The following is a 26,206-nucleotide window of genomic DNA, read 5'->3' on the forward strand; positions in this document are numbered from 1 at the left end:
AAAAGAGGCTGTCTCAAAAGTCCGAGGCAGCCTCTTTTTATTCGGTAAAGGGTAAGGCGGTGGAGAAAGTTTTGATTTAAGCCATTCTCAAACGCTTCATTTTACTTTTGAAACTTTCTCTTAACACTGTAATAAAAAAACTTAAAAATGTAGCTATGATTTATAGGCCCCAACGATTGGTAAGCTTTTGTCTTAAAGCACGCTTTTTCTGATTTTGAATATGCCAGACTGTTGCAGCACTAATATGTGCTGATTTAGCAGGTACATGATTGCTTAAATTGGTAGCTACTGTTTCTTTTACTTCTGATACCAATTGGTTCAGATGTTCTTTTTCTAATTGCACTAATGAACTGTTTTGTTTGTTTTCCATAACATTATTATTAATTTTTTAAAATAAAGGTCATCAGCATGTGTATGCTTGCGGATGAAAACTAATAATCGTTAGAAGAAAAATAGAATGGCAAGTTGCTTAATCCGTAAGTAGATGTTATGCTATTATACTCAATTGCGGGTGCAAATTTACAACTATTTTTTATAACTACAATAATTTTAATTGATAAAAGCATTGTTAATATCACTTTTAGGTAATTCTTCGTGTTTATTTAGCTCTTTCATATTGTTTAGGCCATTGAATAGGTTCTTTAAAAGTTTTTGCTGCGAAGAGTGGGAAGTATGGATTCCGCAATATTTCACGGGCCATAAAAACAAAATCTGCTTTTTGTTCCTGTAAAATATTTTCAGCCTGTTCCGCATTGGTTATTAAACCAACCGCTCCGGTTAACATGTGGGAGCCGGCTTTAATAGCTGCAGCAAAAGGCACCTGATATCCAGGCGCCACCGGAATTTTTGCATGTGCCACATTTCCACCGGAAGAACAATCTATAACATCCACACCCCTTTCTTTCAGTATGGAAGCCAATACAATGGAATCATTTAATTGCCAGCCATTTTCAATCCAATCGGTAGCTGAAATGCGAACAAAAAGTGGCAAATCATTAGGCCATTCCTGCCGAACTGCATCAACAATTGCTAAGAGTAATTGAATTCTGTTTTCAAAACTTCCTCCATAAGCATCGGTACGTTGATTACTGTAGGGTGATAAAAACTGATGAATTAAATAGCCATGTGCTGCATGTATTTCAATTACTTTAAACCCTGCTTTTAAAGCACGCCACGCTGCTGATTGAAATTGGGACACAACTTCCTGAATTTGTGGAACGGACAAAGCAATAACAGGAACCTGTTCTTCTTTAAATGGAATAGCACTGGGTGCTAATACTGGCCATCCGCCCTCTGTTTCATTTAGTTGCCTGCCTCCCAACCAAGGGGCAACGCAACTGGCTTTACGGCCTGCATGTGCTAATTGAATACCGGGCACAGCACCCTGTTGGGTAATAAATGTGGTAATGCGTTGCAGCATGGCAATATGTTCATCTTTCCAAATGCCTAAATCACCCGGACTTATTCTTCCCTCCGGGCTCACTGCAGCTGCTTCTGTAAACACTAATCCTGCACCACCTACTGCTCTGCTGCCTAAGTGTACCAGGTGCCAATCGTTTGCAAATCCATCTTCTGCAGAATATTGACACATGGGCGATACCACAATTCTATTCTTAAAATTGATAGATTGAATGCGAATAGGTTGAAATAAAATCGACATATAAATATTTTATGGGTATAACACAAAAGCCCCTACGTTGTTGCAGGGGCTTTAACTATTTTTTTGAAATAATAATTCAAACTATTTTACTTCTTCAAACTGAGCATCTTCTACTGTATCGCCTCCAGCCTGTTTGCCTGAAACATTTTCAGTAGAATTTGCTTCAGCACCGCTGCTCGGTTGTGCACCTGCAGCCTGAGCTTTATAAATTTCTTCGCTGGCGGCAGTCCAGGCAGTATTTAAAGCAGCCATAGCTGTATCAAGATTGTTGATGTCTTGATTTTTATGTGCTTCTTTCAGCTTATTCAATGCTTCTTCAATTGGTGCTTTTTTATCAGCGGGCACTTTATCACCAAACTCTTTTAATTGTTTTTCAGTTTGGAAGATTAAGCTGTCGGCCTGATTTAATTTTTCGATTTTTTCTTTAGCAGCTTTATCTTCTGCTTCATGCGCTTTGGCCTCTGATTTCATTTTTTCTACTTCTTCCTTACTCAAACCACTTCCGGCCTCAATTCTGATTTTTTGTTCTTTTCCGGTGCCTTTGTCTTTTGCACTTACATGCAACATACCATTGGCATCTATATCAAAAGTTACTTCAATTTGCGGAACACCTCTTGGAGCCGGTGGTATGCCATCTAAATTAAACATACCTAAACTCTTATTGTCTTTTGCCAACGGACGCTCACCTTGTAATACATGAATTTGTACACCGGGTTGATTATCACTGGCGGTAGAGAATACTTCTGATTTTCTGGTAGGAATAGTAGTATTAGCAGGAATCATTGGTGTTAATACACCGCCCATGGTTTCAATACCTAAGGTTAATGGGGTTACATCCAATAACAACACATCCTTCACTTCACCGGTTAATACCGCACCTTGTATAGCAGCACCTACGGCTACTACTTCATCCGGATTTACGCCCTTATTAGGTTTTCTTCCAAAGAATTTTTCAACTATCTCCTGAACTTTAGGAATACGGGTAGAGCCACCCACCAATATTACTTCATTGATTTGTGATGCAGTATATCCGGCATCTTTCAATGCAGCTTCACAGGGTTTTAAGCAACGTTCAAACAAACTATCAGATAATGCTTCAAATTTTGCACGTGTTAATTTCTTAACCAAATGTTTGGGAACGCCATCTACTGCAGTAATGTAAGGCAAATTAATTTCAGTTTCTGAAGAGGAACTTAATTCAATTTTTGCCTTTTCGGCTGCTTCTTTTAAACGCTGTAAAGCCATGGGATCTTTTCTTAAATCAATGGCCTCATCTTTTTTAAACTCATCTGCCAACCAATCCATGATTACTTTATCAAAATCATCACCACCTAAGTGGGTATCTCCATTGGTTGATTTTACTTCAAAAACGCCATCGCCTAGATCTAAGATAGAGATATCGAAAGTACCACCACCTAAGTCAAACACAGCAATTTTCATGTCGTGTTTTTTATCTAAACCGTATGCCAAAGCGGCAGCAGTAGGTTCATTTACAATACGGCGTACATTTAGTCCGGCAATTTCACCGGCTTCTTTGGTAGCCTGGCGTTGTGCATCGTTAAAATAAGCAGGTACGGTAATTACCGCTTCGGTAACTTCCTGCCCTAAATAATCTTCTGCAGTTTTCTTCATTTTTTGAAGAATCATGGCAGATATTTCCTGAGGTGTATATAAACGTCCATCAATATCAATACGAACGGTATTATTATCGCCTTTTACCACTTTGTAACTCCAGTGGCTGATTTCTTCTGTTACTTCATCAAACCTTCTACCCATGAAACGTTTTACACTGGCAATGGTATTGTGAGGGTTAGTAATGGCCTGGCGTTTTGCAGGATCACCAACTTTACGCTCTCCATTCTTTAAAAAAGCCACAACAGAGGGTGTAGTTCTACGGCCTTCATCGTTCGCTATCACTACGGGCTCGTTACCTTCCATAACGGCTACACAACTGTTGGTGGTACCTAAATCTATTCCTATAATTTTTCCCATAATAAATAAATTTTATTGCTGATTATTTATTCAATTTTGAATTCGTTATACATTGGCAACGATTATGCCACTGACAGAAAAAATGCAAAATTGTCAGCTAAAAAATATGCTCATTGAATGAAATAAACTAATCAACCGATGAAACTGCCTTGAATGTATAATGTTTTTGAGAGAGGTAACTGAATGCCACTACAAATACCGTGGTAGCAACCTTGGCAGGTGTGGGATACCAGTGCAAAACCTCAATAAACAATTTGAGAAAGATATAATTCAAAAACAAGCAACCCATCACCACCATAAAATATTTACGTAATTGTACCGTTTTTTTGGCTTCGGTTTGTTGAAAAACTACATAACGACTTAAATAAAACCCAACCGGAAAAGTAACCGTAAAACTGAAAAGAAATGATGCAATAGGGGCTGAAATTGAAATAATTGGCGTTTGAACAGGCTTTTTTAAAAAAATATAGTTGTAGGCAATAAAAAATAAAGTGATATCGGTTAATGTATTAAACCCGCCACAGGCAGCATATCGAAAAGTTTGCAATGGCATAATTTTTTTAAACCAGGGATAAAACCAATCAATCAACTGTAACACCGAACCTCTTATATAATTGTGCATACGCCTCATAAACGGCGGCGAAGGTAGTATATAAATCCTTTAGATTTGCAGACCGAAAATGTTAATAATGCATATTGTAGAAACGATTAAAGTACATACTTCAGCAGCACTGCAACAAATATTTCAATACACTACCAACCCCGATCAGGTATTGGTCAATGACACCAAACCTGAATTTACCGGCGATTACACCATTGTATTATTTGCCTTTACCAAAACATTACAAGTTTCGCCCAACCAAATTGGCGAGCAAATTGGCAACTACCTGCTGCAAAACCATGCCGAACTTTTTGCTGGTTACAACATCATTAAAGGCTTTTTAAACTTAACCATTCAACCGGCATATTGGCAGCAATTTTTGAACCATAACTGGCAAAATGTACAATTTGGGCTATCTACCCCTAAACATGAAAAGATTTTGGTGGAGTACTCCTCACCCAATACCAATAAGCCTTTACACCTGGGGCATTTACGTAATAATTTTTTAGGATGGGGCATTGCAGCCATTTTAGAAGCCAATGGATATGATGTAATTAAAACCTGCATTGTAAACGATAGGGGTATTCATATTTGTAAGAGTATGGTTGCCTGGTTAAAATTAGCTAATGGTGCTACTCCAGAAACTACCCATACCAAAGGCGACCATTTTGTGGGTAAATACTATGTTTTATTTAACGATTTATATAAAGCCGAAGTTGAAAGTTTAATAGCCGCCGGACATAGCCGTGAATGGGCCGAAAAAAACGCACCCATTTTGCTGGAAGCACAGCAAATGCTGGTAGAATGGGAAGCCGGCAATAAGGAAGTAATTGCCTTATGGAAAAAAATGAATGAATGGGTTTACCAGGGATTTGATGAAACCTATCAAAAAATTGGCAGCGATTTTCAAAAAATTTACTATGAAAGCAAAACCTATATTCTGGGTAAAAAACTGGTAGAAGAAGGTTTGGCAAAAAAAATATTTTATACCAAAAAAGATGGCAGCGTATGGATTGATTTAACTGCAGATGGTTTAGATGAAAAAATTGTACAACGAAAAGATGGCACTTCTGTTTATATAACGCAAGATATTGGTTTGGCTGAACAACGAGAAGCAGAGTTTCACCCGTCTAAAACCATTTATGTGGTAGGTGATGAACAAAACTACCATTTTAAAGTGCTCAAATTAATTTGCGAAAAATTAGGATTACCCTCTGCCCAACAAATTTATCATTTAAGCTATGGAATGGTTGAATTGCCGCATGGTAAAATGAAAAGCAGGGAAGGTACAGTAGTAGATGCCGATGATATTGTAGCAGAAATGATACAAATTGCCCAACAAAAAACAGAAGAACTGGGCAAGGTAAATGATTTTACCGCAGAAGAATTACAACAATTATATCACACCATTGGTCTGGGTGCTTTAAAATTCTTCCTGCTTAGGGTTGACCCTAAAAAGAAAATGATTTTTAATCCGGAAGAAAGTATTGATTTTCATGGTTTTACCGGCCCGTTCATACAGTATACCTATGCCAGAATTAAAAGCATTTTAAGAAAAATTAACCAACAGGAAGCGCTACAAAATACAAGTGCTACCAGCTTGCAATTAAGTGCACTTGAAATTGAATTAGCTAAATTATTAGAACAGTTTCCCGGGTTTATTGCCGATGCCGCCAATACACTCAACCCATCTGTTGTAGCCATTTATGTGTTCAATTTATCCAAAATATTCAATTCATTTTATGTAGATCATCCCATTGCACAGGAAACCAACCCCATGCAAAAACAGTATAGAATTCAATTGGCTACCTTAACTGCACATGTTATCAAAACATCCTTACGATTGCTGGGTATTCAGGTACCGGAAAGAATGTAGAAATAAAATAATAATAGCCAAAAACTAAATTGCAGGCAAACATTCAAATACTTATTTTTGCGCTCCTGAATACAATAGCTGCGGAGGTGGCGAAATTGGTAGACGCACTACTTTGAGGTGGTAGCGCCTTCACCGGCGTGGGAGTTCGAATCTCCTCTTCCGCACATTTTCTTCAAAACATACCAACCATTGTTGTAACCAACAGTGGTTTTTTTGTGTCTTTATTTTAATAGAAAGCAACCCACCACTTCCCGGCTCCTCTTGAATTATGTTTACATTTGTCCAGGAATAAAAAATAAGCATATATGTCATCTTTTATCATTACTTGCCCCAAATGCAATCATCAGTTCGAGCCCGGCGAATCAATCAGAGAAGAAATTCAAAACGAATTGCGTAAACAAATGGTGGAATGGCAAAAAACAAAAGATCAGGAATACAAAAACAAGGAGGCTACTCTTCAAAAACAATTAGAAAACAGAGAAATTGAATTTAATAAAATTTTAATTGAACAAAAACAAAAATTACAAACAGAATTAGAAAACAGCATTCAACAACGCATTGCAGCAGACTTTGAAAACAAATTGCAATTGTTGCAAAAAAGCGAAATGGAAACCCGCGAAAAATTAAGAATTGCCAACGAAAAAGAAATTCAATTTTTACAAAAAGAACAAGCCTTACAGCAAAAAGAAACGGAATTAGAATTAACCATACAGCGAAAATTGTTAGATGAAAGAGAAAAAATAAAACATGAATTGCTGCAGGTAGAACAGGAAAAAATGAATTTAAAAGAAGAACAATACCAACTGCGGATGAAAGAATTAGAAAAACAAATTGAAGATCAAAAAAAGTTGGTAGATGAAATGAAACGCAGAGCCGAACAGGGCTCCATGCAATTACAAGGCGAAGTGCAGGAATTGTTGTTAGAAGATGTATTAAGAAACACCTTTCCTTTTGATGTGATTAGCGAAGTGGGCAAAGGGGTAAAAGGGGCAGATTGTATTCAAACCGTACGAAACCAAATGGCGAATACTTGCGGAAAAATAATTTATGAAAGCAAACGAACAAAAGATTTTAATAAAGAATGGATTGAAAAAATTAAAATTGACATGCGCAATTTAGGTGCCGATGTTGCAGTAATTGTAACACAGGCAATGCCAAAAGAAATGGACCGCTTTGGTGAAAAAGAAGGCATTTACATCTGCACTTTTTCTGAAGTAAGAAGTGTGGCCTTATTATTAAGAAATGCATTAATCAAAATTGCAGAAGCCAAAAAAAGCCAGGAAAACAAAGGTGAAAAAATGACCATGCTGTACGATTATCTTACCGGGGCCGAATTTGGAGAACAATGGAAGGCCATTAGTGAAGGATTCATTCAAATGAAACTTTCCATTCAACAGGAAAGAATTGCCATGGAAAAACTTTGGAAAGCCAGAGAAAAACAATTGGAAAAAGTTTTGCTAAATGCAGCACATATTAAAGGTTCGGTAGAAGGTATTGCAGGCAGCGGAGCAGTAAACCTGAATTTAATTGACGATGAATTCAACCTCTTATTACCCGATTAAAATTGGATATGACAAAAGAAAGTATAGAAACCGCTGAAAACTTTTATAAACCCAGCAGAAAGAAACCAATTTATCCAATTCAAAAAGAATTAAGGCATTATTTAATGCGCTTTGGTAGAGAATTGCAATTGCCGGCTCTATATAACGATTTAACCCGATTTACCTACACTTTACCCATTAAAGATAAAAGTGGAAATGATACTTTTTGGGAAAGTGCTATTTATGATATGCGTGATTTGGAGCTTTTGAAAGAAAACTTAGTAAAAAATTATGCCATTTTAAAAACCAAAGGCGATTATAGTTTTATTAATCATTTAGATGTTGCAGGTATTGATTTTTGTTATTTTGGCAACAGTCAGCCTTTCCGAATAAGAATCATTAATAAGTTCAACGACAACCAGGATCACTATTATATTAAACAAGCAGATGCCAGCCGGGTATATGGACTTGAATTGGAACATTTGTTATCGCCTAACCGTATTACCTATTTTACCTGTAAAAACACATTAATTGAAGAACATATACCAGGCATTCCAGGCGATAAATTTATTTCCAATTACTTACATGCACCTGATTTAAATGCTATTCGACTGGCAAAGGAATTTGTAAAATTTAATGAACGTTGTTTTACCCATTTATTGGGCGATATGCGCAGCTATAATTTTGTTGTGAATATTACACCCGATATTGAAGGTTATCAATACCGTATTCGTGCAATTGATTTTGATCAGCAATCCTATGAAGGAAGAAAAAACTTGTACCTGCCACAATTTTTTAAAGAAAATAATGCCTTTGTTGCTTTGGTAGCTAAGTATTTGAATAAAGAATCCATTTCGCAATACCAGGCTGAAGAAAAAACACTGATGGCTTTCAGGTTATCTTCCGCTAAATATAGAATCAAAGAATTATTGGATATTATGAGTAATGACATGATTTCAAAACCGGAAAAAATTAACCAGCTGAAACAAGAGTTGAGCGAACATTTTGAACAACCTGTATTCTTAAAAGCACATACAATGGGGCAAATTGTAAAAATGCAACTGAAACAAAACCTCAAAAAAAGTTTGGCTTTAATACCTAGGCAAGCTACTCCCGGAAAATCATTGTAATGCCGGCGTAGTAAGCCATACCATACACAATTGTTGCAAAAAACGATAATGAAGTAATAATGGTTGTGTTATATCCAGATTTTGAAAGTTGGCATGCAGGGTTTGGGTAATACTGTCTGTTGATTCAATACGCAACATTTCTTTAAAATCAATTTTACCCATCCCCCACCATTTGTACATGGCTTCTTTGGCACTCCACAATAAAGTTGTGGTCGCAATTAAATCGCCACCATACCGAACAAATAAAAATTCATCGGGGTGCATGAATTTGGTACTAATGTTTACAATCTTTTCTTGGGGCATTTCAATATCAATTCCTACTCTTTCATACCTGCTAACAATGGCCGCGGCATAATTACCACAATGCGAAATAGAAAAATGGTATTGTTCATCTGGTAAATAGGGCTTTCGGGTATCGGCTATTAAAATTTCATCATAAGGAAAATCATCAAATAAAAAAGGCAGTAAATATCTGCCAGCGGCATGTTGCAGCTGTTTATGTTTATGGGTAACTTTATGCTGAACAGGTATTTCTTTCAAAAAAAAATCCAATGGTTCTGTTATTTGCCAAATGGCCAGTCGGGTATTTTCGTTAATATTTTGTTGATAAAACAAGGGCATAAAAAAAGGAATAGTTCTTCATGCAGAATTACGAATTATATTGCACTATACAATGTAATTAAAACAGGAATGGGTAATTGGCCATTACATAAAAATGCTTTGAATCAACCATTTAAATAGTCAACACACATGATTTTATCGGATACACGAATTTTGGAAGAGATGGAAAAAGGTACTATCAAAATTGTACCCTTCCAACAAGACTGTTTAGGGAGTAATAGTTATGATGTGCATCTGGGCAGTACTTTAGCCACATATAAAGACCATATTTTAGATGCAAAACTACACAACACAATAGAGTATTTTGAAATACCCGATGAAGGCTTTGTATTGTATCCGCATATATTTTATTTGGGTGTTACTGCTGAATATACCGAAACCCATGCTCATGTGCCATTTTTGGAAGGCAAATCATCCACCGGACGGCTTGGTATAGATATACATGCCACTGCAGGTAAAGGAGATGTTGGATTTTGTGGCAACTGGACACTTGAAATTTCAGTAAAACAACCGGTTAAAATATATAAAGGAATGCCCATTGGTCAATTAATATATTTTCCTGTTGAAGGTGATATTGCTGTGAAATACAACCAAAAATTAAATGCAAAATACAGCCACCAACCCAATAAGCCCATTGAAAGTATGATGTGGAAAAACAGTTTTTAGTTTAACATAATAGCTCCGTTCAATATGGCTGCAAAACTTACCCAGGCAATATATGGTATTAATAACCACGCTGCCCATTTTTGAACGAAGCGCTATAAATGATGGTCAGTAAAATAAACAACCGCATCAATAGTATTTCTGCAAGCGCCCATCCGGTTTTATGCAAATAAAAAATATAAATGACCAGACAATATTTAGCAAGAATTGTATAACAAACAATAATATAGCCTTTTGCTTTTTAGGTGAAGCAGCACTATTTTAAAGCAAATAAAAAGAAACGCCCATAGAGGCATATAAAAATGTCCACACCGGAGCAAACAAACCATTGGGCGGATTAATAAAGGGTTTATTCAAATGGGCATACCAATTTGTGGTGCAGTAACAATGCCACCTGCTGCCCCTAAAACCATAATAGTAATGAGTGCAACAATGAATTTTTAAGCATTAAATTTTTTTATATTTTTTTTGAAAAGCTATTAACAAACCCACTACTTCATTATAACTGTTAATACCGTTCTTTTGTTGATTCGCTCTTAAATAAACATCATACAAATCCATTATCTGTGGGGCAATACTGTTTTGTTCCTGCATAAAAAACCGATTGACCCGCTTAAAATCATTTCTAACCAAGGTATCTAAAGCCGGAGTAGCATCCGGAAAGGTATTTCTCAACAATAATTCATTGTATACATATTTATACAATTCACTGTAACAGGAATAAGCAACATAGGCATTTCCAGATTCTCTGGCAACCAAATAGCCTACAAAATTGGCTTCTTCTTCACCGGCATAACCAATTTGATGTGCCATTTCATGCAATACAGTGTAAGGAATTAATATGCGGGGCATATCGGCCCTTATCTGTGCTTCGCCGGTAAAGGGATTATAATAGCCCCCCCATCCAAAATATTTTGCCCACGGTGTAAACAAACTGTTTTTAATACTTCGGTAATGGTATTGAATAAATGGATACAGTTTTGAAGCCTGTTGATAGTATGTTGGTGCCTGCCAATATAAAGTTATTAAATCAGGAGATGGCAATATTGAATCCTGACCTATTTGTTGTCTTAGGCTGTTTAACTTTACAGCTAAACTGTCTCGCAACACACACAATTCATCATTTGTATAAGGATTTACCTGTAAATGTAGCTGATAAGCAATACCCAATCGATGATAATTCAATCCCCAACTCAACATAAACCAGACATAGGCAACCACAACAATTTTCAATAAATTTTTAAGTATTAACCAAATTTGTGCGCCATTTTTTCGAACCAGGCAGATTTTTATCAATCGAATAACTGAATAACACAAATAAAGACCTATTAAAATATACAAAACATCACCCAAACTAAATGGCAACCAGCCGGTTAACCATCTTAATATTTGGGCATACCCAACATATAGGTGTGTACTGTATAGTTTTTCAACAAAATTTGGATAAAATGTGGCGAACTGAATACTGCCAATCAGAATAATGAGAACATTCCAGATAAAATTTTGCTTTACCAAAAACTGTTTATTTCTTAATTTCATTATCAATTTACCGGGTCACTGAATATGGTATAATAATTTCCTTTTGCTCTTTCAATACGATATTGTACCTTTGCCCACCCTAAAAAACAAACCATGAGCCATAACAGGGAATTTGAAATAGCTTTTGTTGGGTTGAAATCAGGGCTTCATGTTTTTGAATATAGGGTTGAAGATAAGTTCTTTACAGCTTATGGACATCAGGATTTTACCAATTGCAATGCAAATATCAAACTAAGCCTCGATAAAAAGAATGGCTTTATGCAATTGAAATTTGATATTGATGGCACGGTAGATATTCAATGCGACCGGTGTGGCAATCCACTAACCAAACTACTTTGGGATGAATTTAATATTGTAGTGAAAATGGTGGAAGAACCTGATTTAATGAATCATCAGGAAGAAGACCCGGATGTATTTTATATTGGCAAAGGTGAAAGTCATTTGCTGATTGCAGACTGGATTTATGAATTCATTAATCTTTGTTTGCCCATTCAAAACATGTGTAACCCCGATGAATACGGCGGAACATTATGTAATAAGATTGTTTTAGAACAACTCAAAAAAATGGAAGAACAGGTCAATAACGGAAACAATCCCCTATGGAAGGGATTGGATCAAATAAAAGGTTTAGAATAATTTTTTGAAAGTATAAATTTTAGGTTATGCCCAATCCAAAACGCAGACATTCTCAACAACGTAGTGCAAAAAGAAGAACGCATTACATTGCAGAAACCGTTACTTTAAGTAAAGACACCACTACCGGTGAAACGCATGTACGCCATCGTGCACATGTAAGTGAAGGTAAATTGTATTACAAAGGAAAATTAGTAGCTGAAAAAGCACCCTTAAAAGCTTAATTTTCTATTACATAAATGCATACTGCTACTTGTTTTGTAACGAATAGCAGCTTTTTTTGTTTTTATCAATACCTTTACCGAAGCATATATTGTCTACAAACCTTACAGTAGTAGATTTTCAGCAATATAATATTCATCAACGTTTAAACGTTTAGCCACACAGAGTTCCATAACAGGCATTTCTTGTTGAGCAATAAAACAGACTGAATCAAATGAATATAGGAATAGATTTAATGGGTGGAGATTATGCTCCTTTAGAAGCTGTAAAAGGCATTCAAGAGTACTTGCATTCCGGTAATTATCCGCATAAAAATAATATTACCATCACAGCCATTGGTAACGAGGCCACGATAGCTCCTTTATTATCTGCCCACGAATTAAATAACATTCCTGTTGTTCATGCAGATGAAGTAATTGGATATCACGAACATCCCACCAAAGCTTTAAAAGAAAAAAACAAAAGTTCAATAGCCATTGGTTTTCATTTGCTGGCAACCCAAAAAATTGATGCTTTTATCAGTGCCGGTAATACCGGTGCCATGCTCGTAGGGGCACTTTTTAGCATTAAAGCTATTGAAGGGGTTATCAGGCCAACTATAGCCACCATCATTCCTAAAATAAACGGCAGTACAGGTGTATTGCTGGATGTAGGTTTAAATGCAGATTGTAAACCAGAACATCTGGATCAATTTGCTGTTTTAGGTAGTTTATATGCACAACATATTCTACATATTACGCAACCAAAAGTTGGATTGTTGAATGTTGGGGAAGAAGAAGGCAAGGGAAATATTTTGGCCCAAACTACCTATCCCCTTTTAAAAAACAATCCGCACATCCAATTTTCCGGAAATGTTGAAGGGAGAGATATTTTTGAAGACAAAGCAGACATTATTGTATGCGATGGATTTACCGGCAATGTGGTATTAAAATTAGCCGAAAGCTTTTATGATATTGCCAGTAAAAGAAATTTACAGAATGATGCTTACCTAAAACGCTTTCATTACGAAAATTATGGAGGTACCCCTGTATTAGGTGTTTCAAAGCCGGTAATCATTGGGCATGGCATTAGTAATGCCAAAGCTTTTGCCAATATGATTGATGTAGCTGAAAAAATGATTGAAACTGAACTCTGCAAAAAAATCCAAGCAAGTTTTAAAGCTTAGCCGGATCTTGGGTTCATTCATATATCAGCCTGTTCTGAACCAGTTTCCCAATATTACTGCTTTTCTGTTATAAAAGGAATTTCGTTTTGATTTGCATTGGCCAGATAGATGGTTTGTGATGGGAATGCAAACTCTATCCCCTCTTTTTCAAACTTTTCAAATACAGCTAGATTTATGTTCTGTACTGTATTCATATATATCAAATAATCCGGTGTTTCTATATAGTATACATATTCAAAATTGATTGAAAAATCACCAAACGACTTGAGGTGCGCCCGATCAAAAGTGGCACCTGCAGTGCGTACAATTTCCTGAAGCATACCGGGCAATTGACGTAAATGTACCGTACTGGTATTATACACTACACCAATTGACGATACCACTCTGCGCCGTTCCATCCTTTTATAATTATGTATGGTAGATTTCACCAATTCTGCATTGGGCATTACCAATTGCTGACCATCTAAACTTCTGAGATGAGAGGTTTTGATTCCAATTCTTTCAATCACCCCACCGGTATTCCCTACCACAATAAAATCACCAATTTCAAAAGGTTTATCAAAGAAAATAACCAGATAACTAAATAAATCACTCAAAATATTCTGTGCAGCCAATGCTATGGCAATACCTCCAACCCCTAAACCTGCAATAATGGTGGTAACATTGTACCCCAAATTGTCTAATAACATAATAAACCCTGCACCCCAAATCAATACTTTAATTAAAACCAATACACCATTTAATTGCTTTACGCGTTCAGTCGGTTCATTTTTAATGCTCATATACAACAAAACCAGACTATGGAACAGGTAATTGATTAACCGAACGGCATAATACATGGTTACAACAGACAGGCCGGCAGAAAAAATTTTGTCTATTTTGGGAGAAAGGGTAAGCGTATTAATAATGACATAATTGATAAAAAGATAGCTATAGGGAATTACGAACCTTTCTGCAGCTACCACTATCTGATCATCGAATTTATTTTTTGTTTTACTTGTAATTTTTTTAAGAAGCCGGATGATATATCTTTTACAGATCTTAAAAATCATCCAGACAAAAATCATCCAACCCAGCACAATGGCATAATCCAATACTTTATTTTTCCAGAAAATTTGTTTCAGAAAATCTTGCATAACCAATAGAATTTATCTTCAAAAAATAACCACAGCTCCTGAAGTCAGTTCAACAAAAAGAAATCAACCGCCATCAAAAGCGTTATTGCATTAACCTGATTTATCCAGTGTCATTTTCAAACAAATCAAAAACTGCAAACCATAGGTAATTAAACTCCAGTTTGCAATACATTAATAGTATTGGGACCTTCGCAGCAAATAATATCAATACAACTTAAATTTTTTTGAAAGCCAATTTTGGCCTCAAAAACCTGCGGATAATAAACAGGTTGATCAATATTTTGGAAATTATTAGGGCTAAACCTGTTTCTGTAATCTGTTACAAAATTAGGGTATTGTGGTAAAAAGCTATCAGTATACGTCAAATTGACAGAAAATTTTAAACACTGAATTGCCCATTGTAAAGTAGCCAGATTCAGTTCAAACAGCAAAGCGTATTCCTGAAAAATTACCTCATGAAGTGAATCAGCATAATATTCAAAAAAGGGAGAACGATTGTAACAAGACACAATAGTTCGCCAATGCTGTTGCTGCCATTTGGAACGATAGTCAATTTTAACCAACTTAAATAATCCTTTTTGATCCCGTCCTTTTAGAACAGGAACTGTTAAGCCAATCAGTCCATTAGCCCCGGCAACCATACTCCGGTTGCGAAAACTCATTTTTTGCCAGTTATCGCATATTTCAATTTTAACATTTGAAAAATTAAGTAAAGCCTTAAATAATTCAACGTTTATAAAATACTGATTATCAATTACTAATGTTAATTTATTATTCATTTATTCATATAATTTAATTTTTTGTAAATATTGTTATTTTTAGCATGAAATTATCTATTTTTTATTTTAAATAAATAATTATAAATAATTTATAAACAAGTATTTATGTTTATTTTTATCAACTAAATTTTATAGCTCTAAATTTTTCAAACGGGTATTGAAAAAAATCTAAATTGTTTAGCATCAAAAATAAGGCAAATTTTCTTTCAATTGCGTAACTGAAATTTTTGACTACTTTTCATGCAAAATTGTATAGCGTGAAAAATACCATACTCCTATCCTTTTGCATTTTCCTGTTTTGGAGTTGCCAGCAACCTCAGGCCTTTGTTTTTCGTTCTATCCAAAATGTTGCTATGCTGCCAAAAGCAAAAGATTCAATCGGCATTCGATTGAATCTGGCATTTACCAACCCGAATAATTTTAATGTGGTACTAAAAAAAGTAGAGGGAAATATTTTTGTGAACGGCAATTTTATTGGCCATTATTGTTTAGATACTTTATTAAAAATTGCCAAAAAGTCAGCTTTTGAATTACCGGCTGCAATCACCATTTCTAAACAAGTACTTTACAAAAATGCCTGGAACAGCCTTTTGCAAAAAGAAATTTTGCTGGAAGTAAAAGGGTCCAGTAAAGTGGGCAAATCGGGAATTTTTATCAATTTGCCGTTCGATTATAAAGGGAACCAGCGCATTCCTTTTTTCTAAAAAAACTATTGTATGGGTTGTATATGGCAGGGTTTTCCTTTTTGCGGGCCGCCCCCATCTGCAGCTCGTTTACAAATAGGCGGTAATTTTTGATAGGCATCCGGTTCTGCTTTTTCATTATCGGCATCAAATCCGGCATTATTTAGAGCCGTTTTAATTTCATCCACAGAAACCCTGTCGGGTATGTATTGCACCCTGATTTCGCCGGCTAATAAATTTATCTTCCACTGTATCATCCCTTTTTGCATGTTGGCATTGTTTTCAATAATCAGATATTTATCCAGCTGCTCTTTACATTGCCAGCATTTTAAATTATCAGATTTAATGGTAACCCATTGCGGCCTTGCGGCCAGTACCTGACTTTGAGCGGAATGAACAATTAAACCCAAAACAAAAACAAGTGCAATTTTTTTAAGCATAATACGAAAATTTCGATGTGTACATTAACCTTATTATTGTTGCCAGTTGGCCGGATCTGTTCTCCAATTTAGCAATAATTGTTCAGTTGAGGCATCTACCAGCTTTTTTTCGATGGATAGATCAATTAAAACGCTATAATTGGTTAACGAGCGATATACTATTCCAGCTTCTTTAAAAGCTGTTGCTGCTGCTTCAAAACCATAAGTAAATATAGATACCATCCCTACTACTTCCATGCCTGCATCCTGCAGTACTTTTACCACCAGCAAACTACTTTTTCCGGTAGATATCAAATCTTCTACCACCACCACTTTTTTGCCGGGCAGTACAGCACCTTCTATCTGATTGCCCAACCCATGTTCCTTTGGTTTAGGGCGAACATATAAAAATGGTAATTTTAACTGATCGGCTGCCATAGCCCCCCAGGCTATTCCGGCAGTAGCTACTCCGGCAATGGCCTCAGCAGCATCAAATTCACTAAACAATACATTACACAGTTCACTTTTTATAAAGTCACGCTCATAGGGATAAGAAAGTATCTTTCTGTTATCGCAATAAATTGGACTTTTCCACCCACTGGCCCAGGTAAAGGGCTGGTTTGGACTTAATTGTATGGCTTTAATCTGCACTAATTTTTCGGCAACTGCCCGTTCGTTTGTTTGCATATTTACTTTCATTTATTCGCAAAAATCAATCAAATTTTACGCTAAATTAAGCTTAGCCGCCACGATGAAATATTTACCTTGCGTAATATTATTCACATTCTATCAATAAAAGGGATATGAAAAAGAAAATTATAGCCGGTGGCGGATTGATTACCAATGAAGATGATGCAGTTTTAATGATTTACAGAAGAGGTAAATGGGATTTACCCAAAGGCAAGAAAGAAGAAAATGAAACTATTGAAGCTTGTGCACTTCGTGAAATAACAGAAGAAACCGGCTTACAAAATTTGTTAATTGAAGCAGAAATTACTGTTACAGTGCATGAATATATTGATCCATTTTCAGGAGAAGCCATTGAAAAGCACACCCATTGGTTTAAAATGCAAGCCGGTAAAAAGGAAAAATTAGTGCCCCAAAGTATTGAAGATATTGTTGAAGTGAAATGGATTGAGCGCAACGAATTAAATACTTATGTAAAAGAAACTTATCCCACTTTAATAGAAGTATTTCAAAAGGCCGGCTATCTGAATTAGTGTTTTTTAAGAATAGCTACCGTTAACCGGCTGATGCAAATTAATTGATGCTTTTCATTCGTTATACGGATATCCCAAACATGTGTAGTGGCTCCAATATGCAAAGGCGAACAGATTCCGGTAACAAACCCTTCTTTTACCCCTTTTAAATGATTGGCATTAATTTCAATGCCCACGCAAATTTGCTTATCCGGATCAATAATGAGTGCAGAAGCAACACTCCCCAACGTTTCGGCCAATGCTGCGGATGCGCCGCCATGTAATAAACCATATGGCTGGCGGGTATTTTGATTAACGGGCATGGTAGCTTTCAGATAATCACTACCTACTTCTGTAAATTCAATACCCAACACCTCGCCCATCGTATTTTTACCAAGGCTATTTAAGTCAGCAATACTAAGCTGTTCAAGGTACCAGATGTGCTTTCTCACTGAATTAATGATTAATGGTTGCAATCACTTCATCGGGTAAAAACGGGGCAGCATTTCCGCCATTTTTTAAAATATCGCGAACAATAGTAGATGCTACAGATGTATATTTTGGTTCACCGGTTAAAAAAATGGTTTCAATATTCCGATTCATTGTTCTGTTGGCATCTGCAATTGATTTTTCGTATTCAAAATCGCTAACAAAACGAATACCTCTTAAAATGAAGCGAGCACCAATTATGGCACAAAAATCAATGGTTAGGCCTTCGTAACAAATACTTTCCACTTTGGGTTCATTTTTATAAATGGCTTTAAACCAAGCCATACGTTGTGCTGCTGAAAACATTGGATTTTTTGCGGCATTAATACCTATACCAACAAAAATTTTATCGAATAATGGTAATGCCCGGTTAATAATATCCACATGCCCTAAGGTTACCGGATCAAAAGTTCCGGGAAAAAGACAGATTCTTTGCATAGCATTATTTTTTTCTGAACAAGAATATCTACTCTTTTTCAGTGTTAAGCATTACGGTTCGATAATAAATATAAAGCAGCCATACGCACCGCTACCCCATTTTCTACCTGGTGTAAAATTATTGAAAAGGGACCATCGGCCACATCGCTATCTAACTCAACACCGCGATTAATAGGTCCTGGGTGCATAATCACAATTTCTTTACCCAAATTTTCTAATAACCGGCGATTAATGCCATAGCTTAAATTGTATTCCCGCAATGATGAAAACAAGGGTTGATTTTGCCGTTCTAATTGGATGCGTAACACATTGGCCACATCGCACCACTGCAAAGCTTCTTTTAAACTGTAGGTAACCTTTACACCTAAAGCAGTTGTAATATAAGGTGGAATTAATGTTGGAGGCCCGGCTACCATTACCTCTGCTCCCATTTTGTTCAATAAATAAATATTGCTCAATGCTACACGGCTATGCATGATATCACCAATTATGGCCACTTTTAAACCTTTTAAAGAACCAAATTTTTCAGTCATGGAAAAGGCATCTAAAAGGGCTTGTGTTGGATGTTCATTGATACCATCACCGGCATTAATAATAGCTGCGGGAATATGGCGGGCTAAAAAATGGGGGGCACCACTGGCGCTATGGCGCATCACCACCATATCCACCTTCATACTTAAAATATTATTCACCGTATCTAACAGTGTTTCACCTTTTGCAGCCGATGAACCACTAGCAGTAAAATTGATGGTATCTGCACTGAGCCTTTTTTCAGCCAATTCAAAAGAGATACGCGTACGGGTAGAATTTTCGTAAAATAAATTTACAATGGTGATGTCACGAAGAGAAGGAACTTTTTTTACCGTCCGCTGCAATACCTCTTTAAATTGTGTTGCAGTATGCAGAATAAGTCCAATATCTTCTTTTTGAAGATCCTTAATACCAAGGAGATGTTTGGTAGATAGTGCCATTAAAAAGCGAAGATAATGTTTTCACAAATTAGCTGTCTAATAATTCTACATATTCCTCCTCATCTGTTTCTAACCAATGTACTTTTACCTTTTGGGAAACAATGGTATCAATAGATCGGCCAATATAATCGGGCTGTATTGGAAATTCTCTGCTGAATCTTCTGTCAATCAAGACACATAAAGCTACTTTGGCCGGTCTGCCAAAATCAACCAATGCATCTAAGGCAGCTCTAATTGTTCTGCCGGTATATAGCACATCATCTATCAGTATTACATTTTTGTTTTCAATATTAAAAAGGATATCTGTTTTATTGGCACGGTGCAATTCCTTTCGAATATCGTCCCTGTAAAAAGTAATATCTAATTTTCCATAATGAAATGTTTGTTGTGGCAATAATTGCTGCAATGCCTGGGCTATTTTATTGCTAAAAAAAACCCCACGGGGCTGTAAACCTATCAACACAGTATCCTGCAAATCGGGATAATCTTCTCTAATTTGGCAAGCCAAACGTTGTACGGTTAAATGCAATTGTTCCTTTGTTAGTATTGTTTTCAAACCCTGCAATTTTTTTATAAAAATACGTGTTTCAATTTATCCTGCTTATTTTGCAAATCTATCATGCTTTATTTGAAGAAGATATCATTATTTCAATTTAAAAATTACGACAGTAGCAGTTGGGAGTTTACTGAAGCTGTAACCGGGATATGCGGACCAAATGGTACCGGTAAAACCAATTTGCTGGATGCAATTTATTATTTGTGTTTTACCAAAAGTTATTTTACCAGACAGGATACATTTTCAGTTCAGCAAGGTAAAAAGGGTATGCGTTTGGAAGGTTTGTTCGAAAATAATAATCAATCTTTTGAAACTGTTGCCATTTTACGGGAGAATAATAAAAAAGAATTTTTATTAGATCGGGAAACTTATAAAAAATTTTCTGAACATATTGGCCGGTTTCCCTGTGTAATGATTGCTCCCGATGATGCTGCAATTGTTGTAGGACTGAGTGAAGAAAGACGAAGGCTGATTGATACCATTTTATCACAATACAATGCTACTTATTTAGAAGCACTGATTCAATACAATAAATTACTACAACAACGCAACAGTTTATTGAAACAAATAGCCGGCACCGGGCAGCACGATATTACTTTGTTGGAAGCCATTGATATCCAGTTTGTGTATTATGGCGGCATTATTTACCAACACAGAAAAAAATTCACTATTGAATTCATTCCAAAAATTTTGGAAAACTATCAATTAATTGCAGGTAGCGATGATGGTATTTCAATCAGCTACATCAGCCAATTGAATGAAAACAGTTTTAAAGATTTACTGAAGGCTTCGTTACAAAAAGATATGCTGTTACAAAGAACCAATTCCGGCATTCATAAAGATGATCTTGAAATAACCATGCAGGAAAACAGTTTTAAAAACAGGGCATCACAGGGGCAGAGAAAAACATTGTTGTTAGCCATTAAACTGGCAGAATTTTCTGTTTTAAAAGAACAAAAAAAAGTTGCTCCCATTATGTTGTTGGATGATGTGTTTGAAAAATTAGATGAGCAACGAATGCATCAGTTATTTTATATAGTTTGTGTACAGGAAAACTGTCAGGTATTTATTACGGATACGCACGCCGAAAGACTCAGCAATTATTTAAAAAAAATGCAGGTAAATTTTAGTTTAATTACATTATAACCAAATTATCTTTACAGCATGGGAGAATTTAGTATTGGAGATGCACTCCATCAGTTTGTAAATAAAAGCAATTTACGCAATGGGCTGAGAGCCGTTCAAATTACCCAAATTTGGGAAGAAGTGATGGGTAAAACAATTGCTAAGTACACTACAAAAATAGAGATTATTAATAATACATTATTTGTATATACGCCTGTAGGCCCATTAAAAAATGAGCTACAATATCAAAAAAGCCAAATTATTGAACGTATTAATGAGGCGTTGCAGGAAAAACTTATTACTGAAGTAGTTATTCGCTAACTCCAATATTAAGCATAGGTATAATCTTCATTATGCTTTAAATGTTGTTCTTCTGCAGTTTCCTTTAAAATGTCATAAATACTTAGAACACCTAAAAATTTATGCCCTTTAAAAACCGGCAGATATAAAATCTGGAAACTGTTCATTAATTCCATACAACGTTCTGTACTATCTTCCGGTTCAACAATCGGGAAATCTTTTATCAAAATATCTTTTACAAAAGTTTTTTCCGGACACAGTCCGTTCAATGCAATTTTATGCAGGCAGTCTTTTTCACAAACAATACCTTTATACTGGTCATCATCCGTAACAATAACATAACTAACATTCGCCACCTTCATTAAAACAAGCGCTTCCAGAACAGTTGCTTTGCTGCTAATATAATTAAATTTAGCAGTTTGTTTTTCTAACAATTCATGTACATTTTTCATACGTAAGAATTTGTTTTATTACATGCGGCATTCACAAATACATATATATATTATTTTATAAAATAAAAATATATAAGTATAGGATTTGTTTAAAAACCACATGTAAGAAGGTGATTGCAGAATTGCATGATAAAGGTAGTAAAAACGATTATGGAAGAAATGATAAAAATCAGTTAATTAGAACTATGTTATTTTACTCTGGGATCAATCCATGCATACAAAACATCGGAGAGTATATTCATTACAATAAAAAAGCAAGCTGTTAACAAAACACTGCCCATAACTACCGGAAAATCAAGTTGTTCCAGAGCATCTACCGTAACTTTTCCAATCCCATTCCAACCAAAAATATATTCCACAAAAAATGCGCCTGCCAGTAATTCCGCAAACCAACCGGTTATGGCAGTAATAATAGGATTCAATGCATTTTTTAACGCATGAACAAATAGTACTTTAGTACGAGTTAATCCTTTGGCATATGCTGTTCGAATATAATCCTGTTGCAACTCATTCAATAAACTACTTCTGGTTAATTGGGTAAAAATGGCAAGCGGTCGTATACCCAAAGTAATGGCCGGAAGAATTAAGTTTTTCAAGTCTAGTTGCTTTCCTTTAAAAGGATCAATATAATATAAACTGCCCAGCATGTGCAGACCGGTATATTGAGACAATAAAAAACCAAACAGATAAGCTATTACAATTCCTGTAAAAAAAGAAGGAACAGAAATTCCCAATATGCTGGTAAATACAGTGGTTGTATCGATCCAGCTTCCTTTCTTCACAGCAGCCAAAACACCTAAGCTAATGCCTAACAAAAACGCCATAAGTATAGCCGCAACAGTGAGTAATATGGTATTGGGAAATGCCTCTGTTAAAATTGCTGTTACTGTTTTCCGGCTTTGATAAGAACGGCCTAAATAAGGCAGTTTGATACCAACTTTATAATGGCCACCAATGAAAAAGCCATTTAAATTTTTTTGAAAAATGGCCTTTTCGGGATAAATAGAAAGTGGAGAAACATCATTGATGTAAATTAAAAATTGTTTCCATTTGGGTTCATCCAATGCCAATTGTTTCCGAATATTTTGAATGGTGGCTTTGTCAGCAGTTTGCCCCATGATTAATCTTGCAGGATCACCTAAACCTTGAAACAGTGTGAATACCAGCAACAAAACACCCAATAGTACCAGCATTCCATATAATGATTTTTTTAGAATAAAAATTGCCATTATTCTTGTTTTAGAAAAGCCAATACGCTTTGTGCATCTGCAAAACTTATTTTATTTTTTACAGTTGGACCTTGCATTATAATATAAGTTGGATTTACTCTTGCAGCGGTTTTCATCACTGTTGCATCGCATTGTAATACGTTAACATTTGGGAACAAACGCTTTCCTTCCGCCAGGTCAGCCGTAACGATAAAAACAGGAATATGCATACTGCCGGCATCCTGGTATATTTTCTGAAACATCTCTTCCCACTTTTTTACATTCGAAAAATCACGGGAAAAAAGAAGAATATACCTGCCTTTTGTTTGTAAAAGGGCCTGTGTAGTATCAGATCCATCAGCGGTTTGTAATGCAAAATCGGCAATGGCGGCCGTTAACCCATTGCCTTTTTTAATCAATTTGGCAGATCTGTCAACAAATACATAACTGCTATCTAAATCATCCGGAATACTGTCTTCAGCAAACTCAATCATTTTTCCATCTTTTTGATATTGAAAAGTATAGGTGTAAACATCCGAAACTGCATTTTCTGGTGTTTTCATTTCATCTAACAGATTGTTCCCAATTTTATAGGGCAAACAATCAATAAAGGGTAAATGCCGCAAAACATACCATTGTGTAATAGCTAATATCAGCACTACGCCAATTAATGTAACGAATGCAACGCCTGATGAAAAGAAAGGCTTTACATATTTAGTTGTGAAAACAAGAAAAATAATGAGTATTAATAACAATACGTCCTTCGTAAAAGTTTGAATGGGTGTTAAAGGAATACAATCTCCAAAACAGCCACAAGCTTTTATTTTGCCACTGAATAAGACGTAGCTGGTTAAAAATGTAAAAAATACAATCAGTATCAATAATAACCTGCTAAAAAACCGAGCCTTCCAGCCAATAATAATGGCAACGCCGGCCAGCACTTCCAAAAGATTCATACCAAATGCCATGTACAATGAAAATGAATCGAAAAAATTCCAATGCCATGCCTCAAAAAATTCCTGCATTTTGTAACTTAACCCAAGTGGATCATTGGCTTTTACCAAACCTGAAAAAATAAATAACAGCCCCACCAACCACCTGACAATTATTATTAAATATTTCATGGCAGTAATTTTAATTCGTTAATCTGTTAATAAAATTCAAATGGCAAAATGAAAATTAAAAAATATTTTTATAACCAAGTTTCAAACAACTTGATAAAAGCTAGCTTAATTTATATCCTGTATTTATTCATGCATTAATATTAATGCAAATACGGCATAATTGATAATATCAATAAAATTGGCATCAATTCCCTCGCTTACAATCGTTTTGCCATCATTAAATAAAATCTGCTTGATGCGCATCAATTTCATTAGAATTAAATCGGCAAAACTTTCCTGACTCATTTCTCGCCAGGCCTCACCATAATCATGATTTTTATTTTGCATAATGTTTTTGGCAATCTGTATTTGCTTTTCATACCACTCTTCTACCTGCGTAACCGGAATTTCTTCTACTTTGGCATCTCCAATTTCAAGTTGAATTAATCCAATCACTGCATAATTCACAATGGCTTTAAATTCAGAGGCGATATCATCTGCTACCAATTGTGTTTTTTTATCTTGTATCGTTCTAATGCGCAATGCCTTAATAAATAACTGATCTACCACAGAAACAATTCTTAAAACACGCCAGGCTGTTCCATAATCTGCCGCTTTTTGAACAAAAATTTTTTTACACTGCTGTATTACTGCATCGTACTGCTGGTTAGTAATGTTCATATTCATTTGTTAAAGGCCTGAGTATATAACCCGGTTATTCTATTGAAATAAAGAATGCAATATAATTTTGATGAAAATATCAATTATTTTCAATTAGAACAAACAGACTGCTTTACTATTAATTTTGTTGCAAGATAAATGAAAGCAAAGAATGTATACGCTCAATTGTAATGGAAGGTTATTGGTAATTGAAAAACCCATCATTATGGGCATTATTAATGCAACACCCGATTCTTTTTTTAAAGACAGCCGGCAAACCACCATACAAACAGCAGTTGAGCAGGCAGAAAAAATGACAAAAGAGGGGGCTGTTATTATAGACATAGGCGGACAAAGCACCCATCCTAAAAGTAGTCTGCAAACAGCTGCAACAGAAATGGAACGCATTATTCCGGTAATTACACAAATTCGTAAAACGTTACCTGAAGTTTTTATATCGGTAGATACTTTTTATGCCTCTGTAGCCAAAGCTGCTGTTGAGGCAGGTGCTGATATAGTGAATGATATTAGCGGTGGAAATTTAGACCCGAAAATGATTGAAACGGTTGCAAATCTGCACGTACCCTATATTTGTATGCATATGCAGGGCACACCTCAAACCATGCAAAAGTATACTTCATACGAGGATATTTGTTTAGATATTGTAGACTATTTTATCAAAAAAACCACGCTGGCAAAAGAGGCCGGAATTATAGATATGATAATTGACCCCGGCATTGGATTCAGCAAAAATATTCAGCAGAATTTTTTATTGATTAAACAACTCAGTATTTTTCAGATACTGCATAAGCCCATTTTGTTGGGCATTTCAAGAAAGTCTTTTTTATATAAAACACTTCAAAAAGAAAATGCCAGTGAGGCACTTAATGCAACAACAGCCATGCACATGGCGGGTTTAATAAATGGTGCAAACATTTTACGGGTGCATGATGTAGCTGCTGCGCAGGAGTGTATTACATTGTACAATGCTTATATGGCATCATAAAAAAAGCCCCCTTTCAGGAGCTTTCAAAAACTGAACAAT

Annotated in this window: 30 protein-coding genes, 1 tRNA gene and 2 pseudogenes; 13 read left to right on the top strand and 20 right to left on the bottom strand. The window is 35.7% G+C overall.

The window, feature by feature from the left end; translation table 11 throughout:
• Positions 1-160: 160 nt before the first annotated feature.
• From AC3QLY_RS14505 to AC3QLY_RS14520, 4 genes are all read right to left on the bottom strand, one after another.
• Positions 161-370 carry a hypothetical protein gene (locus tag AC3QLY_RS14505; protein ID WP_068241358.1) on the bottom strand — a complete coding sequence of 70 codons (210 nt, stop codon included), beginning with the start codon at positions 368-370 and terminating at the stop codon, positions 161-163.
• Between the two features lie 228 nt (positions 371-598).
• On the bottom strand, positions 599-1,660 hold the full coding sequence (gene namA, locus AC3QLY_RS14510; protein WP_074419354.1) for an NADPH dehydrogenase NamA: 1,062 nt from the start codon (positions 1,658-1,660) through the stop codon (positions 599-601).
• Between the two features lie 81 nt (positions 1,661-1,741).
• Entirely contained in the window at positions 1,742-3,652 is a 1,911-nt protein-coding gene (dnaK, locus tag AC3QLY_RS14515) for a molecular chaperone DnaK (protein WP_074419355.1), read from the bottom strand.
• 127 nt (positions 3,653-3,779) lie between these two features.
• Entirely contained in the window at positions 3,780-4,274 is a 495-nt protein-coding gene (locus tag AC3QLY_RS14520) for a GtrA family protein (protein WP_228733064.1), read from the bottom strand.
• Between the two features lie 67 nt (positions 4,275-4,341).
• On the opposite strand from AC3QLY_RS14520, the gene argS reads away from it, so the two are divergent.
• From argS to AC3QLY_RS14540, 4 genes are all read left to right on the top strand, one after another.
• Positions 4,342-6,129 (top strand): arginine--tRNA ligase, encoded by a 1,788-nt coding sequence (gene argS, locus AC3QLY_RS14525; RefSeq protein ID WP_074419356.1) that lies wholly within the window; start codon positions 4,342-4,344, stop codon positions 6,127-6,129.
• Positions 6,130-6,209: 80 nt separating this feature from the next.
• Positions 6,210-6,293, top strand: a tRNA-Leu gene (locus AC3QLY_RS14530).
• Between the two features lie 141 nt (positions 6,294-6,434).
• Positions 6,435-7,691 (top strand): DUF2130 domain-containing protein, encoded by a 1,257-nt coding sequence (locus AC3QLY_RS14535; RefSeq protein ID WP_074419357.1) that lies wholly within the window; start codon positions 6,435-6,437, stop codon positions 7,689-7,691.
• 8 nt (positions 7,692-7,699) lie between these two features.
• On the top strand, positions 7,700-8,800 hold the full coding sequence (locus tag AC3QLY_RS14540; protein WP_074420260.1) for a hypothetical protein: 1,101 nt from the start codon (positions 7,700-7,702) through the stop codon (positions 8,798-8,800).
• On the opposite strand, the gene AC3QLY_RS14545 is transcribed toward AC3QLY_RS14540, so the two are convergent.
• Positions 8,792-9,421, bottom strand: a complete 630-nt coding sequence (locus tag AC3QLY_RS14545; RefSeq protein WP_074419359.1) for a 4'-phosphopantetheinyl transferase family protein — start codon at positions 9,419-9,421, stop codon at positions 8,792-8,794. The two genes, AC3QLY_RS14540 and AC3QLY_RS14545, sit on opposite strands and share 9 nt — an antisense overlap.
• A gap of 129 nt (positions 9,422-9,550) precedes the next feature.
• Between AC3QLY_RS14545 and dcd the strand changes: the two genes are divergently transcribed.
• The gene (dcd, locus tag AC3QLY_RS14550; protein WP_068241373.1) at positions 9,551-10,087 is read left to right on the top strand and encodes a dCTP deaminase; all 537 of its coding nucleotides are present in this window, start codon (positions 9,551-9,553) and stop codon (positions 10,085-10,087) included.
• Here the strand turns inward: dcd and AC3QLY_RS14555 are convergent.
• The 3 genes and pseudogenes from AC3QLY_RS14555 to AC3QLY_RS14565 all read right to left on the bottom strand — a co-directional run.
• A pseudogene (locus tag AC3QLY_RS14555) lies at positions 10,084-10,161 on the bottom strand (tryptophan-rich sensory protein); the annotation flags it as partial. The gene dcd and the pseudogene AC3QLY_RS14555 sit on opposite strands and share 4 nt — an antisense overlap.
• A gap of 52 nt (positions 10,162-10,213) precedes the next feature.
• Positions 10,214-10,522 (bottom strand): annotated as a pseudogene (locus AC3QLY_RS14560) (TspO/MBR family protein).
• Positions 10,523-10,531: 9 nt separating this feature from the next.
• Entirely contained in the window at positions 10,532-11,623 is a 1,092-nt protein-coding gene (locus AC3QLY_RS14565) for a DUF3810 domain-containing protein (RefSeq protein WP_074420964.1), read from the bottom strand.
• A 93-nt stretch (positions 11,624-11,716) separates the two neighbouring features.
• Here AC3QLY_RS14565 and AC3QLY_RS14570 point away from each other — a divergent pair, with 93 nt between their 5' ends.
• From AC3QLY_RS14570 to plsX, 3 genes are all read left to right on the top strand, one after another.
• Entirely contained in the window at positions 11,717-12,259 is a 543-nt protein-coding gene (locus tag AC3QLY_RS14570) for a YceD family protein (protein WP_218330334.1), read from the top strand.
• A 26-nt stretch (positions 12,260-12,285) separates the two neighbouring features.
• Positions 12,286-12,480 carry a 50S ribosomal protein L32 gene (gene rpmF / locus AC3QLY_RS14575; RefSeq protein ID WP_068241381.1) on the top strand — a complete coding sequence of 65 codons (195 nt, stop codon included), beginning with the start codon at positions 12,286-12,288 and terminating at the stop codon, positions 12,478-12,480.
• Between the two features lie 212 nt (positions 12,481-12,692).
• A complete protein-coding gene (plsX, locus tag AC3QLY_RS14580; RefSeq protein WP_074420962.1) occupies positions 12,693-13,643 on the top strand; it encodes a phosphate acyltransferase PlsX in 951 nt (316 codons plus the stop codon).
• A 53-nt stretch (positions 13,644-13,696) separates the two neighbouring features.
• On the opposite strand, the gene AC3QLY_RS14585 is transcribed toward plsX, so the two are convergent.
• Together AC3QLY_RS14585 and AC3QLY_RS14590 are read right to left on the bottom strand one after the other, a co-directional pair.
• Positions 13,697-14,779, bottom strand: coding sequence for a mechanosensitive ion channel family protein (locus AC3QLY_RS14585; RefSeq protein ID WP_218330333.1), 1,083 nt, complete (start codon positions 14,777-14,779; stop codon positions 13,697-13,699).
• Between the two features lie 149 nt (positions 14,780-14,928).
• On the bottom strand, positions 14,929-15,558 hold the full coding sequence (locus AC3QLY_RS14590) for a WbqC family protein (RefSeq protein WP_218330332.1): 630 nt from the start codon (positions 15,556-15,558) through the stop codon (positions 14,929-14,931).
• A 353-nt stretch (positions 15,559-15,911) separates the two neighbouring features.
• Between AC3QLY_RS14590 and AC3QLY_RS14595 the strand changes: the two genes are divergently transcribed.
• Complete coding sequence (locus tag AC3QLY_RS14595) at positions 15,912-16,262, top strand: LEA/WHy family protein (RefSeq protein WP_218330331.1); 351 nt, start codon at positions 15,912-15,914, stop codon at positions 16,260-16,262.
• A 5-nt stretch (positions 16,263-16,267) separates the two neighbouring features.
• On the opposite strand, the gene AC3QLY_RS14600 is transcribed toward AC3QLY_RS14595, so the two are convergent.
• Positions 16,268-16,681 carry a hypothetical protein gene (locus AC3QLY_RS14600; RefSeq protein ID WP_218330330.1) on the bottom strand — a complete coding sequence of 138 codons (414 nt, stop codon included), beginning with the start codon at positions 16,679-16,681 and terminating at the stop codon, positions 16,268-16,270.
• Between the two features lie 33 nt (positions 16,682-16,714).
• Positions 16,715-17,347: an orotate phosphoribosyltransferase gene (gene pyrE, locus AC3QLY_RS14605; RefSeq protein WP_074420966.1), complete on the bottom strand. Its 633-nt coding sequence runs from the start codon at positions 17,345-17,347 to the stop codon at positions 16,715-16,717.
• Positions 17,348-17,463: 116 nt separating this feature from the next.
• Here pyrE and AC3QLY_RS14610 point away from each other — a divergent pair, with 116 nt between their 5' ends.
• Positions 17,464-17,880: an NUDIX hydrolase gene (locus tag AC3QLY_RS14610; RefSeq protein WP_074420957.1), complete on the top strand. Its 417-nt coding sequence runs from the start codon at positions 17,464-17,466 to the stop codon at positions 17,878-17,880.
• Here AC3QLY_RS14610 and AC3QLY_RS14615 read toward each other — a convergent pair.
• The 4 genes from AC3QLY_RS14615 to pyrR are packed head-to-tail and all read right to left on the bottom strand — an operon-like array spanning position 17,877 to position 20,313.
• Positions 17,877-18,311, bottom strand: coding sequence for a hotdog fold thioesterase (locus AC3QLY_RS14615; RefSeq protein ID WP_317196278.1), 435 nt, complete (start codon positions 18,309-18,311; stop codon positions 17,877-17,879). The two genes, AC3QLY_RS14610 and AC3QLY_RS14615, sit on opposite strands and share 4 nt — an antisense overlap.
• Positions 18,312-18,315: 4 nt before the next feature.
• A complete protein-coding gene (gene coaD, locus AC3QLY_RS14620; protein ID WP_074420956.1) occupies positions 18,316-18,786 on the bottom strand; it encodes a pantetheine-phosphate adenylyltransferase in 471 nt (156 codons plus the stop codon).
• A 44-nt stretch (positions 18,787-18,830) separates the two neighbouring features.
• Positions 18,831-19,757: an aspartate carbamoyltransferase catalytic subunit gene (locus AC3QLY_RS14625; RefSeq protein WP_492989918.1), complete on the bottom strand. Its 927-nt coding sequence runs from the start codon at positions 19,755-19,757 to the stop codon at positions 18,831-18,833.
• Between the two features lie 28 nt (positions 19,758-19,785).
• The gene (pyrR, locus tag AC3QLY_RS14630) at positions 19,786-20,313 is read right to left on the bottom strand and encodes a bifunctional pyr operon transcriptional regulator/uracil phosphoribosyltransferase PyrR (RefSeq protein ID WP_074420954.1); all 528 of its coding nucleotides are present in this window, start codon (positions 20,311-20,313) and stop codon (positions 19,786-19,788) included.
• Between the two features lie 63 nt (positions 20,314-20,376).
• On the opposite strand from pyrR, the gene recF reads away from it, so the two are divergent.
• Together recF and AC3QLY_RS14640 are read left to right on the top strand one after the other, a co-directional pair.
• Complete coding sequence (gene recF, locus AC3QLY_RS14635; RefSeq protein ID WP_492989920.1) at positions 20,377-21,459, top strand: DNA replication/repair protein RecF; 1,083 nt, start codon at positions 20,377-20,379, stop codon at positions 21,457-21,459.
• 18 nt (positions 21,460-21,477) lie between these two features.
• Entirely contained in the window at positions 21,478-21,759 is a 282-nt protein-coding gene (locus AC3QLY_RS14640; RefSeq protein WP_068241404.1) for a DciA family protein, read from the top strand.
• 8 nt (positions 21,760-21,767) lie between these two features.
• Here AC3QLY_RS14640 and AC3QLY_RS14645 read toward each other — a convergent pair whose 3' ends face one another.
• The 4 genes from AC3QLY_RS14645 to AC3QLY_RS14660 all read right to left on the bottom strand — a co-directional run bounded on the left by AC3QLY_RS14645 (position 21,768) and on the right by AC3QLY_RS14660 (position 25,182).
• A complete protein-coding gene (locus AC3QLY_RS14645) occupies positions 21,768-22,190 on the bottom strand; it encodes a CBS domain-containing protein (RefSeq protein ID WP_218330327.1) in 423 nt (140 codons plus the stop codon).
• 188 nt (positions 22,191-22,378) lie between these two features.
• Positions 22,379-23,419: an ABC transporter permease gene (locus AC3QLY_RS14650; protein WP_218330326.1), complete on the bottom strand. Its 1,041-nt coding sequence runs from the start codon at positions 23,417-23,419 to the stop codon at positions 22,379-22,381.
• Entirely contained in the window at positions 23,419-24,522 is a 1,104-nt protein-coding gene (locus AC3QLY_RS14655; protein ID WP_218330325.1) for a BT_3928 family protein, read from the bottom strand. The genes AC3QLY_RS14650 and AC3QLY_RS14655 overlap by 1 nt, the downstream gene beginning before the upstream one ends.
• 123 nt (positions 24,523-24,645) lie before the next feature.
• On the bottom strand, positions 24,646-25,182 hold the full coding sequence (locus AC3QLY_RS14660) for a DUF1599 domain-containing protein (RefSeq protein ID WP_218330324.1): 537 nt from the start codon (positions 25,180-25,182) through the stop codon (positions 24,646-24,648).
• Positions 25,183-25,333: 151 nt separating this feature from the next.
• On the opposite strand from AC3QLY_RS14660, the gene folP reads away from it, so the two are divergent.
• Positions 25,334-26,167 carry a dihydropteroate synthase gene (gene folP, locus AC3QLY_RS14665; RefSeq protein WP_218330323.1) on the top strand — a complete coding sequence of 278 codons (834 nt, stop codon included), beginning with the start codon at positions 25,334-25,336 and terminating at the stop codon, positions 26,165-26,167.
• Positions 26,168-26,206: the final 39 nt, after the last annotated feature.

This window comes from Hydrotalea sp. GW822-HT8A01, from assembly GCF_058798575.1.

Bases quoted from the DNA above. Each gene is read 5' to 3' on its own strand.
- AC3QLY_RS14505 (WP_068241358.1), bottom strand. From the start codon at position 370: ATGGAAAACAAACAAAACAGTTCATTAGTGCAATTAGAAAAAGAACAT.
- namA (WP_074419354.1), bottom strand. From the start codon at position 1,660: ATGTCGATTTTATTTCAACCTATTCGCATTCAATCTATCAATTTTAAG.
- dnaK (WP_074419355.1), bottom strand. From the start codon at position 3,652: ATGGGAAAAATTATAGGAATAGATTTAGGTACCACCAACAGTTGTGTA.
- AC3QLY_RS14520 (WP_228733064.1), bottom strand. From the start codon at position 4,274: ATGCACAATTATATAAGAGGTTCGGTGTTACAGTTGATTGATTGGTTT.
- argS (WP_074419356.1), top strand. From the start codon at position 4,342: ATGCATATTGTAGAAACGATTAAAGTACATACTTCAGCAGCACTGCAA.
- AC3QLY_RS14535 (WP_074419357.1), top strand. From the start codon at position 6,435: ATGTCATCTTTTATCATTACTTGCCCCAAATGCAATCATCAGTTCGAG.
- AC3QLY_RS14540 (WP_074420260.1), top strand. From the start codon at position 7,700: ATGACAAAAGAAAGTATAGAAACCGCTGAAAACTTTTATAAACCCAGC.
- AC3QLY_RS14545 (WP_074419359.1), bottom strand. From the start codon at position 9,421: ATGCCCTTGTTTTATCAACAAAATATTAACGAAAATACCCGACTGGCC.
- dcd (WP_068241373.1), top strand. From the start codon at position 9,551: ATGATTTTATCGGATACACGAATTTTGGAAGAGATGGAAAAAGGTACT.
- AC3QLY_RS14565 (WP_074420964.1), bottom strand. From the start codon at position 11,623: ATGAAATTAAGAAATAAACAGTTTTTGGTAAAGCAAAATTTTATCTGG.
- AC3QLY_RS14570 (WP_218330334.1), top strand. From the start codon at position 11,717: ATGAGCCATAACAGGGAATTTGAAATAGCTTTTGTTGGGTTGAAATCA.
- rpmF (WP_068241381.1), top strand. From the start codon at position 12,286: ATGCCCAATCCAAAACGCAGACATTCTCAACAACGTAGTGCAAAAAGA.
- plsX (WP_074420962.1), top strand. From the start codon at position 12,693: ATGAATATAGGAATAGATTTAATGGGTGGAGATTATGCTCCTTTAGAA.
- AC3QLY_RS14585 (WP_218330333.1), bottom strand. From the start codon at position 14,779: ATGCAAGATTTTCTGAAACAAATTTTCTGGAAAAATAAAGTATTGGAT.
- AC3QLY_RS14590 (WP_218330332.1), bottom strand. From the start codon at position 15,558: ATGAATAATAAATTAACATTAGTAATTGATAATCAGTATTTTATAAAC.
- AC3QLY_RS14595 (WP_218330331.1), top strand. From the start codon at position 15,912: ATGCTGCCAAAAGCAAAAGATTCAATCGGCATTCGATTGAATCTGGCA.
- AC3QLY_RS14600 (WP_218330330.1), bottom strand. From the start codon at position 16,681: ATGCTTAAAAAAATTGCACTTGTTTTTGTTTTGGGTTTAATTGTTCAT.
- pyrE (WP_074420966.1), bottom strand. From the start codon at position 17,347: ATGCAAACAAACGAACGGGCAGTTGCCGAAAAATTAGTGCAGATTAAA.
- AC3QLY_RS14610 (WP_074420957.1), top strand. From the start codon at position 17,464: ATGAAAAAGAAAATTATAGCCGGTGGCGGATTGATTACCAATGAAGAT.
- coaD (WP_074420956.1), bottom strand. From the start codon at position 18,786: ATGCAAAGAATCTGTCTTTTTCCCGGAACTTTTGATCCGGTAACCTTA.
- AC3QLY_RS14625 (WP_492989918.1), bottom strand. From the start codon at position 19,757: ATGGCACTATCTACCAAACATCTCCTTGGTATTAAGGATCTTCAAAAA.
- recF (WP_492989920.1), top strand. From the start codon at position 20,377: ATGCTTTATTTGAAGAAGATATCATTATTTCAATTTAAAAATTACGAC.
- AC3QLY_RS14640 (WP_068241404.1), top strand. From the start codon at position 21,478: ATGGGAGAATTTAGTATTGGAGATGCACTCCATCAGTTTGTAAATAAA.
- AC3QLY_RS14645 (WP_218330327.1), bottom strand. From the start codon at position 22,190: ATGAAAAATGTACATGAATTGTTAGAAAAACAAACTGCTAAATTTAAT.
- AC3QLY_RS14650 (WP_218330326.1), bottom strand. From the start codon at position 23,419: ATGGCAATTTTTATTCTAAAAAAATCATTATATGGAATGCTGGTACTA.
- AC3QLY_RS14655 (WP_218330325.1), bottom strand. From the start codon at position 24,522: ATGAAATATTTAATAATAATTGTCAGGTGGTTGGTGGGGCTGTTATTT.
- AC3QLY_RS14660 (WP_218330324.1), bottom strand. From the start codon at position 25,182: ATGAACATTACTAACCAGCAGTACGATGCAGTAATACAGCAGTGTAAA.
- folP (WP_218330323.1), top strand. From the start codon at position 25,334: ATGTATACGCTCAATTGTAATGGAAGGTTATTGGTAATTGAAAAACCC.